Annotated in this window: 7 protein-coding genes and 1 pseudogene; 2 read left to right on the plus strand and 6 right to left on the minus strand. The window is 46.3% G+C overall.

Annotation, left to right across the window (positions count from 1 at the left end; translation table 11 throughout):
* The 6 genes and pseudogenes from ACTXGO_RS06975 to mrdA form a co-directional block, all read right to left on the minus strand.
* Positions 1-300: pseudogene (locus tag ACTXGO_RS06975) on the minus strand (tryptophan--tRNA ligase); the annotation flags it as partial.
* 117 nt (positions 301-417) lie between these two features.
* Positions 418-1,503, minus strand: a complete 1,086-nt coding sequence (locus ACTXGO_RS06980) for an LpxL/LpxP family acyltransferase (protein ID WP_443573819.1) — start codon at positions 1,501-1,503, stop codon at positions 418-420.
* Positions 1,504-1,719: 216 nt separating this feature from the next.
* Positions 1,720-2,106, minus strand: a complete 387-nt coding sequence (rpsI, locus tag ACTXGO_RS06985) for a 30S ribosomal protein S9 (RefSeq protein WP_317199887.1) — start codon at positions 2,104-2,106, stop codon at positions 1,720-1,722.
* Between the two features lie 10 nt (positions 2,107-2,116).
* Positions 2,117-2,545 carry a 50S ribosomal protein L13 gene (gene rplM, locus ACTXGO_RS06990; protein ID WP_317199888.1) on the minus strand — a complete coding sequence of 143 codons (429 nt, stop codon included), beginning with the start codon at positions 2,543-2,545 and terminating at the stop codon, positions 2,117-2,119.
* A 199-nt stretch (positions 2,546-2,744) separates the two neighbouring features.
* Positions 2,745-3,440, minus strand: a complete 696-nt coding sequence (gene rsmD, locus ACTXGO_RS06995; RefSeq protein ID WP_443541392.1) for a 16S rRNA (guanine(966)-N(2))-methyltransferase RsmD — start codon at positions 3,438-3,440, stop codon at positions 2,745-2,747.
* Between the two features lie 38 nt (positions 3,441-3,478).
* Positions 3,479-5,446 (minus strand): penicillin-binding protein 2, encoded by a 1,968-nt coding sequence (mrdA, locus tag ACTXGO_RS07000; RefSeq protein WP_443541393.1) that lies wholly within the window; start codon positions 5,444-5,446, stop codon positions 3,479-3,481.
* 429 nt (positions 5,447-5,875) lie between these two features.
* On the opposite strand from mrdA, the gene ACTXGO_RS07005 reads away from it, so the two are divergent.
* On the plus strand, positions 5,876-7,207 hold the full coding sequence (locus ACTXGO_RS07005) for a hypothetical protein (RefSeq protein WP_317199891.1): 1,332 nt from the start codon (positions 5,876-5,878) through the stop codon (positions 7,205-7,207).
* Positions 7,208-7,350: 143 nt separating this feature from the next.
* Positions 7,351-9,017: heme lyase CcmF/NrfE family subunit (locus ACTXGO_RS07010; RefSeq protein WP_443573821.1), on the plus strand; the 1,667-nt coding region annotated here is incomplete at its 3' end.

Raw genomic sequence — 9,017 nt, forward strand, 5'->3', positions numbered from 1 at the left:
CCAAGTCAGCTCAGGTATCTCTGGCACGTCCGACTGACGATAAAAAGTGACACGCTCAGGGTCAAGACCGCAGGCGATCCAAGTGGCAGCGATAGCTTTGGTAGATTCATGAATGATAGCAGGATCATAACAGCCTATAATACCGTGATAATCGGCTAAGAAGAAAAACGCCTCATCATCGCTATTTTGAATAGACTCGATAGCAGGGCGAATCGCGCCGACATAATTGCCTAGATGCGGAATACCTGTAGGTTTGATGCCTGTTAAGATGCGTTTAGGCGCGTCAGTTTGATTACTCATAATAAATCCGTTAGTCGTTATTATAAAAAGGTGCTGAGTCACTGAAAATGACTCAATTTAATGGCGCAAAGTATAGCAAAATTCTTGATGGCTTTGTTTATGTATAGAGCATCAGGCTTACTTGTAGATATTACTACGGCCTTTAGGTCCGTGTTTGAAACGCCGATGAAACCACATCCACTGCGTTGGATCGATACGAATGAGGCCCTCTAATACTTCATTGACACGCGTTGCATCAGCTACTTCATCGCGGCTTGGATAATTATCTAAGGCAGGAGTAATAGTTAAATGATAATGCGGGCGTTTGCCGCGCGGCAGATTATCTGGCGTTTGCCGATAAGTATGTAGCGCTATCACTGCTGGCGGGTGTTTTTTACTACCAAGTTTGGCGAGCCTGCGCGGCATAGTAATCGTCGCGGCAGGCACGCCAAAAAATGGCGCCATTACGCCTTGCTTAAGACCATAGTCTTGATCCGGTGAGTACCATATAACATGACCTGAATTAATAGAATCGACCAGGCTGCGCATGTCACGGCTGGATATCTGCTTGCCAAAGATATTGGTACGACCGTTATAGATGAACCAATCTAACAGTGGATTGTTTTGCGGGCGATACATACAATCAGTAGCAAAAAACTGCGTGCAGAGCAGGCCACCCAGATCGAGCATGGTATAGTGAGCGCCCAATAAAATAACGGCGCGGCCTTCGTTTTGCGCATTGACTAGATGCTGTAAGCCTGAGATGGACACAGTGCGAGTAAAGACATTAGGACGAAACCAAGCGCACAAAGTCTCAAACACACCGATGCCTTGATTAACAAAGACTTGCTTGGCCATCAGCTCACGTTCAGCTTCAGGCTTCTCTGGAAACGCCAAGCTTAGGTTGATCATAGTATCGCGCCGCCGTGAGCCTGCTACTTTATAAATTCCAATACCAAGCTTGCGCCCAAGCCAAAACTGCCAGCGTAGTGGCAGATATATCATTGGCAAAATCATAGCCATGAGTAGCCAAATCGCCCAATATTTCGGGTGTAAAAACTGCCATAAAAAAGGCTTTTTGTCAGCATGTGCCGTTTTTTTTTGAGTGTCAGTGATGCTTGGTGTACCCTCAGGTAGTGCTGGCGACTTTGTCGTTTGCGCACTTGCTACTTTAGGGTCTGATTTATTATGCTTACTTGGATCGTATTGTTCAGGCGCTTTCATAGAATTAGATCAGTTATAAAAGGTATAGGTATGATGAGGTAGGGCGGATGACTTTGCAAGCAAATATGCAATCATACTTGAGCTGTATATCTAAGTTTAATAACATCACAAGCACAAAAAAGCCTTATAAGCACATTGGCACTTATAAGGCTTTGCAAATCTAGGCTTATTTATCGCGAGTCTTAAATTGCAATAAGTAATAGGCCGTAGCTTTGATTAACGCTTCGAGAATTGTGGACGCTTACGTGCTTTACGTAGGCCAACTTTCTTACGTTCAACTTGACGTGAGTCACGAGTGACAAACCCAGCCGCTTTTAGGGCAGGCTTGTTAGTCTCGTCAAGCTCGATTAGGGCACGAGTGATACCGTGACGAATCGCGCCTGCTTGACCACTGATACCACCGCCTTTGACAGTAATAAACAAGTCATAAGCGACAGGTGAGTCAAGTAATTCTAGCGGTTGACGAACGACCATGCGTGAGGTTTCACGGCTAAAATACTCATCAAGTGGCTTGCCGTTAACGACAATGCTACCAGTACCTTTAGCTAAAAAGACACGAGCGGTAGAGGTCTTGCGGCGACCAGTTCCGTAATTGCGTTCCATAAAATTATCCTTAGATGTCTAGTTCTTTAGGTTGCTGGGCTTCATGTGGATGCTCAGAGCCTGCATATAGCTTTAGCTTTTTGATCATCGCATAGCCAAGAGGACCCTTAGGAAGCATACCCTTAACTGCTTTATGTAGAACATCTTCAGGCTTATGTGCAAGCAGCTTATTGAAGTTGGTTTCTTTGATACCGCCTGGGTAACCACTGTGACGATAGTATTTCTTATCTTGCGCTTTTTTACCCGTTACTGTGATTTTATCAGCGTTGATAACGACAATGAAGTCACCAGTATCAACATGCGGGGTAAAAGAAGGCTTATGCTTACCGCGTAAACGAGTTGCGATTTGCGTAGCTAGGCGACCAAGGGTTTTGCCGTCAGCATCGACAACAAACCAGTCATGGGTCACTTCAGCTGGTTTTGCACTAAGTGTTTTCATGATAAAACCTTAAATTAGAATTCATTGAGAGTTTAGCTGGGAACGGGGCTCTCAAAAAACAGACTGCACATTATAAGCAGTAGCGCTTAAGCTTGCAAGCCGCATTGGGGTTTATTTTTGCGCATATCAGTCAAAAGCTAACATTTGGCTTGAATGTCAGCTATTAAAAAAGATTTGAGCATTAAAAAAGATAAAAGGATTATGACAACGACAGCTGATAAAGTCCAGCGACAACTTGTCCAACTTGAGTATGTTTTATACAATCAAAACCTTTTATATCTACGTGAGCTGAATTTTCACGCAAATTTATCGCTAATGCCTCAAGCTGAGGGCGCAAGTCTTTATCGGCTTCTAGATAAATAAGCGTCTCTCTAGTGATTAGAGACTGAGTGAGTAAGGCAGATAGTATGGGCTGCCACAAATCATCGGCATAAGGCGGATCGATAAACACAACGTCAAACGGCGAGTCTGGCATATTCATCAGTACTTGTTCAGCTGCACCATTGATAACGTGATAGTTATCAGGAGTAATATTAAGCTGCTTTGCGCTTTGGATGAGCATCTGGCTTTGGGCGCGGCTGGTTTCGATAAAGGTGCAGTACGCTGCGCCGCGAGATAGCGATTCAAACCCTAGCACGCCGCTACCTGCACAGCTATCTAACACGCGGGCGTCATGAATATCAGCCAGCAACCAATTAAAGAGTGTCTCACGCAGTCGATCTGGCGTCGGACGCAACCCTTCACTATCAATAAAGCCAATGCCGCGGCGCTTGTATTGACCACCGATAATACGCACGTTGCTGACAGCTTGGTGATCGGCGCGCCTAGTATTAGCTGGTACGGTATGAGTCGATACTTTTTGCTTACGGTTTTTGTGTTTTGCAGCCTTTGCCATAATCCTTTGACCCATAGGTATTTAAATTATTTTATTCGTCAGTCTGTACTCGCCGCCGCTTTTAGTTGTGCGGTTAGCTCAGCCTCTTGCTCACGCAGCAGATCACGCGCCGCTTTTTCTATTGCCTTTTGCTGTTTGATCTGTTTTAACTCATCAGGACTTGGTGGCAAGATAGGATTTTTTTTGCGCTGCATAACCCAATAGTCAAACAGCGCACGGCCAACAGGCGCAGCTACCGCACTACCGCCGCCACCGTTTTCGACCAGTACGGCTAAAGCGATAGAGGGCTCCTCAACAGGTGCAAACCCTGTGAACCAAGCATGATCCCAGTGGCGCTTATCGAGCGTTGATTTATCGTAGCTTTTGCCCTGAGCGATAGACTTGACCTGCGCGGTACCTGTCTTGCCTGCGATGCGGTATTTATCGGTATAGATGCCGCGAGCAGTACCTCTTTGAACCGTCTCCTCCATAGCATTGTGCATCAGCAGCCAGTCAGAGGGTTTGCCGTTATAGTCAATTTTGCCATCTGGCTTTTCGATGACTTTTACAGGTGCGGCGCCGTCACTACGCTTTAGTAAGTGCGGAGTAATATGATAGCCCTTGCTGGCAGTCATAGCAGTTGCGTTTGCAACTTGTAGCGGCGTCGCTAAAAAATACCCTTGACCAATACTGACTGAAATGGTTTCACCAGGCAGCCAGTTTTTGCCATAAGTCTCTTGCTTCCATTTAGGGGAGGGCATGATGCCAGATTTTTCATGAGGCAAATCGATACCTGTCTCTTTACCAAAACCAAAACGGCCCATCCAATCATGTAAGCGCTGAATACCCATCTCATAGGCCAGCTTATAATAATAAGTATCAACCGACATCATGATAGATTTTTTGAGATCGACGGTGCCATGACCGCCGCGCTTCCAATCTCGAAATCGGTGTGAGTCTCCAGGTAAGCTAAAATAACCAGGATCATAGATAGTAGTATTCCAATCACGCAGACCGTAATGAATACCGCCTAAACCCTCGAAGGGCTTAATCGTCGACGCAGGTGGGTACATTCCTTGTAGAGCGCGGTTATATAGCGGCTGATCGAGATCCTCGCGCAGCGCGCCGTAATCTTTAAACGAGATACCTGAGATAAAGGGATTAGGGTCATAACTTGGATTACTCACAAAAGCGAGTACATCACCGTTACTTGGGTCTATAGCAACGATAGCGCCGCGCCTGCCATCGAGCTGCTGCTGGGCAATGGTTTGTAGGCCATAATCTAAGCTCAAGGTAATATCGTTACCTGCAACGGGCGGCTTGGATTCAAGCTGGCGTATGATATCGCCATGAGCGTCGGTCTCAACCGACTGATAGCCAGGTTGACCCAGTAAAATATCCTCGTAATAATCCTCTATACCTATCTTGCCGATTAAATCCGTGCCAGCATAGCGCTCTTTGTCGATGCGCTTGCTTTCTTTGTCATTGATGCGACCGACATAACCAATCACATGAGCAAACAGCTCATCATAAGGATAAGTACGGGTCAATTTACTCTGAATAGTCACACCGCGAAAGAAGGGTTTGCGCTCACTAAACTGCGCCAATTGCGCTTCAGTGAGATCAATTTTAATCGTCACAGGATCGTTTTTGTTTTTGCTTAGTCGCGCCAAAATATCAGTAATGTCAGTGTCAGTCAGACCAAAGATAGGGGCGAGCAAAGTCAACGTACGCTCTGGATTTTCGACTTCATCAGGGCTTAGCATAGCGGTAAAGACAGGTTTGTTATCAGCGAGCAAAATACCGTTACGATCATAAATATAACCCCGACTCGGCGGCGCTGATATGAGTTTGATGCGATTGTTATCAGCCTGCGTGGTGTACTGATCATGGGCGTAGACTTGCAAGTAGCCATAACGCAAGAGCAAGCCACTTAAGCCTAAGAATATTAATAACCCAAGTATGAGTATACGCCGCATAAAGATACGGTTGACGTAATCGGTGTCAGGCGAAATCATTTTATTCATAGACCATCAGTATGTAGCAATCAGATAAAGGTATAACTTACGACGTTATTTGTAATAAATTCAAGAATATAGCGTGACACTAGCACATCAGCTGATAAGCAGGTAGCCGAAAAGGATTATAGCAGAAGACAGGAGTAAAAGAGCAACTGCTCTCATGGTGCAAAGCGCTGCGCCTAGTCGTCTTTTGCTTATAAATTATGGGGCATAGTAGGTCAATTTCAATCATACCAGGCCTGCAAAGTGTGTCACCTTTAGTCACAACTAAGCCTAGCGTTAGCAGTGCTAATAAATGGCAAGTATGCTAAAATCAGGCGATTTATTTGTCTTACTTTTTTACTGATAAGCTACTAATAAGCCGCTTTGCATTTAATGATATAAAGCGAGCAACATTTTACTTCAATAATGGTTACGCTAGGGACATAAAGAGTTATGGTCGCAACTTCATTATGGCAGACGATCGTCCAGCATCCTCAGTTTTTTGCCATGCTGACCATTCCGCCTGTGACCGCATTTGTCACTTGGGTGCATGTATGGATGGCGCTTAAAATGCTATTTTACCCCATTAAGTTTCGGGGTATCAGGATTCCTAACTTTCCATTTTTTGGACTGCCTGGTATTGGCTGGCAAGGCATTGTACCGCGTAAGGCGGGCAAGATATCTGGTGTCATCGTCGATCAGACGCTCTCAAAGCTTGGCTCTCTCGATGAGTTCTTTCAAGCGATGGAGCCTGAGCAGATGGCCGTGTTTATTACAGACACTGTCGATCAGCATCTAGAGGCGCTTATTGATGAGATTATGCTTGAGCACTCGCCAGCACTATGGGGCAATCTGCCTTATGCACTCAAGCGCCGTATCTACGTGCAAGCGCACAAAGAGCTACCTGAGATTATGCAATCGCTAGTGACTGATTTGACTTATCATGTCGAAGATTTGGTCGATATGCGTCAAATGATCGTCAACAAGATGGAGAGTGACCGGCGCTTGATGGTCAATATGTTCCTAAAAGTCGGTCAAAAAGAGATCGATTTTATTTGGCATATTAGTGCTTTGATTGGATTGGTATTTGGTGTGATCCAGATGTTTATCTTTTTGGTCGTGCCGCAGCACTGGACGGTACCTTTCTTTGCCGCCATTTGGGGCTTTTTGACCAACTGGATTGCTATTTGGATGGTGTTTAATCCCGTTGAGCCGCATTTTATTCCTTATATTAAGATATTTGAGCGCACAAGCGGCTTTCCCTTTATTAAACCGCGCCTGCCGCATATCGCTCAGTTTCGCTTTCAAGGCGGCTTTATGAAGCGTCAAGAGGAAGTATCAGAGGTGTTTGCCGAGATTGTCGTCAGTGACTTGGTGACTCTTGAGAACATCATGAACGAGATGATGTACGGCGCGCGCGCGGCGCAAACGCGTGAGCTGATGAAATCGCACCTATATCAGATTTTGGAATCGCCTGTGGTCAGTACGACACTGCGCGTAAGCCTTGGTCGCCGCGATTATGGACAGTTAAAGAACACGATTATCGACAAATCCATTACTGCTACTATGGTGCCGCTGCGTGATCCTGAGCTCAATGAGAGCCGCGCGAGCAAAATATTTGGTCTGTTTCGCGACCGTATTCGCGAGCTATCGCCTCGAGAATTTCAAAACCTTTTGCGTCCTGCTTTTCAGGAGGATGAAACCACGCTGATTATCTTGGGTGGTTTAACAGGGTTCTTAGCGGGTTGGCTACACTTGGTTTTGGTGTTCTTTCCCTCAATGTAGATAAGTATAGTAGCCGTTGTCATTAGAGTGCTGTCGTCAGATTATCGCTATCAAACCGTTGTTATCAACAAGCCTTTTGAGCGTTACTTGCTAGCACTCTTAGATTATGTAAATTGCCCTTAGGGTAAAAAGGTTAGAGACGTATGTTAATCACAGAATTGGGTTATTTTGCTTTGCTAGTCGCTTTTATGCTGGCTATCTTGCAAGTGGTACTACCAACTATTGGTGTCATGCGTAATATTGTCGCTTGGCAGCGATTAGCACCGAGCTTAGCGTGGGCACAGTTTGGAGCGATGATAACCTCATTTGTCGCTTTGATGGCAGGCTTTTATTACAATGATTTTAGTCTCGTCTATGTGACGCAGCACTCCAATACGTTACTGCCTTGGTATTATAAGTTATCAGCGACGTGGGGCGGGCATGAAGGCTCGCTACTGCTGTGGATGACTATTATGGCGACGTGGTGTGCGCTGGTCTCCTATTTTAGCCGCGGTCTACCGCTATCCATGCGTGCGCGGGTGCTCATCATTCTGGCAGGCGTGCAGATGATGATGCTGGCGATGCTTATTTTTACCTCATCACCCTTTGATCGCACGCTGCCCAACATACCTGTCGATGGCGCGGATCTAAACCCAGTGCTGCAGGATTTTGGTCTGATTATCCACCCGCCTATGCTGTATATGGGCTATGTTGGTATGGTAGTACCCTTTGCCTTTTGTATGGCAGCGCTTTGGGAAGGGCGTTTGGACGCGGTATGGACGCGTTGGTCGCGTCCATGGGCGCTTGCCGCTTGGGGTTTTTTGACTATCGGTATCGGGCTTGGTTCATGGTGGGCGTATTATGAGCTTGGCTGGGGCGGCTGGTGGTTTTGGGATCCGGTTGAAAACGCCTCATTACTACCGTGGCTGGCGGGTTTAGCGCTTATTCACTCGCTTGCAGTGACTGAAAAGCGCGGCGTATTCAAAGCGTGGACGATCATGCTAGCGATTTTTGCCTTTGCGCTTAGTCTGCTAGGCACGTTCCTTGTGCGCTCAGGGGTCATTACCTCTGTGCATTCATTTGCCGCTGATCCAACGCGTGGCCTTGTCATCTTGATTATCTTAGGGGTTATCGTCGGCAGTGGTCTGCTGATGTTTGCCGTGCGTGGTTGGCGCTTGACCGTCGAGAGTCAGTATCAGCTGATCTCACGCGAGTCGTTTTTAGTTATTAATAACGTCATTATCTTGATTGCGACTTTGGTAGTACTACTAGGTACGCTCTATCCAATTATCGCTGATGCCTTTAATTTGGGTCAGGTATCGGTGGGCCCTCCATACTTTAATGCGCTATTTGTGCCCTTAACTTGGCTGTTGTTAATCGCTATGGGTATGGGCTCCAACATCCGCTGGAAGCAGGACAAGCGTCCGCTACTCGGCGTAGGTATGGTCATAGCCGCTAGCAGTCTAGTATTGGCAGCGATTGTCACTTACTTTACCAGTCCGTCGGCTATGCTCAACATCGGCGTTACACTAGCGGTGAGCTTTTGGGTGCTCTTGTGGATGGTGGTTGATTTTAAAGATAAAACCAAGAACGCACCGAGCCTTGTTAAAGGCCTACGCCAATTGCGCCTTAGCTATTGGGGGCAACAAACGGCTCATATTGGTGTCATCATCGCTGTTATTGGCGTCGCTTTCACTAGTACTTTGAGTATCGAGCGTGACGTGGCACTTGGACCCAACGACAGCGTCAATGTTCAAGGCTACGACTTTACGGTAAAAGACTTCCGTGAAGTGAAAGGTAGCAACTTTGATGGCATGCAAGCTGAGGTTGA

This window comes from Psychrobacter sp. T6-1, assembly GCF_052258445.1.

What these genes read in the sequence shown, in the direction of transcription:
- mrdA (WP_443541393.1), bottom strand. Translation starts at nt 5,446, where the DNA reads ATGAATAAAATGATTTCGCCTGACACCGATTACGTCAACCGTATCTTT.
- ACTXGO_RS06980 (WP_443573819.1), bottom strand. Translation starts at nt 1,503, where the DNA reads ATGAAAGCGCCTGAACAATACGATCCAAGTAAGCATAATAAATCAGAC.
- rplM (WP_317199888.1), bottom strand. Translation starts at nt 2,545, where the DNA reads ATGAAAACACTTAGTGCAAAACCAGCTGAAGTGACCCATGACTGGTTT.
- rsmD (WP_443541392.1), bottom strand. Translation starts at nt 3,440, where the DNA reads ATGGCAAAGGCTGCAAAACACAAAAACCGTAAGCAAAAAGTATCGACT.
- ACTXGO_RS07005 (WP_317199891.1), top strand. Translation starts at nt 5,876, where the DNA reads ATGGTCGCAACTTCATTATGGCAGACGATCGTCCAGCATCCTCAGTTT.
- rpsI (WP_317199887.1), bottom strand. Translation starts at nt 2,106, where the DNA reads ATGGAACGCAATTACGGAACTGGTCGCCGCAAGACCTCTACCGCTCGT.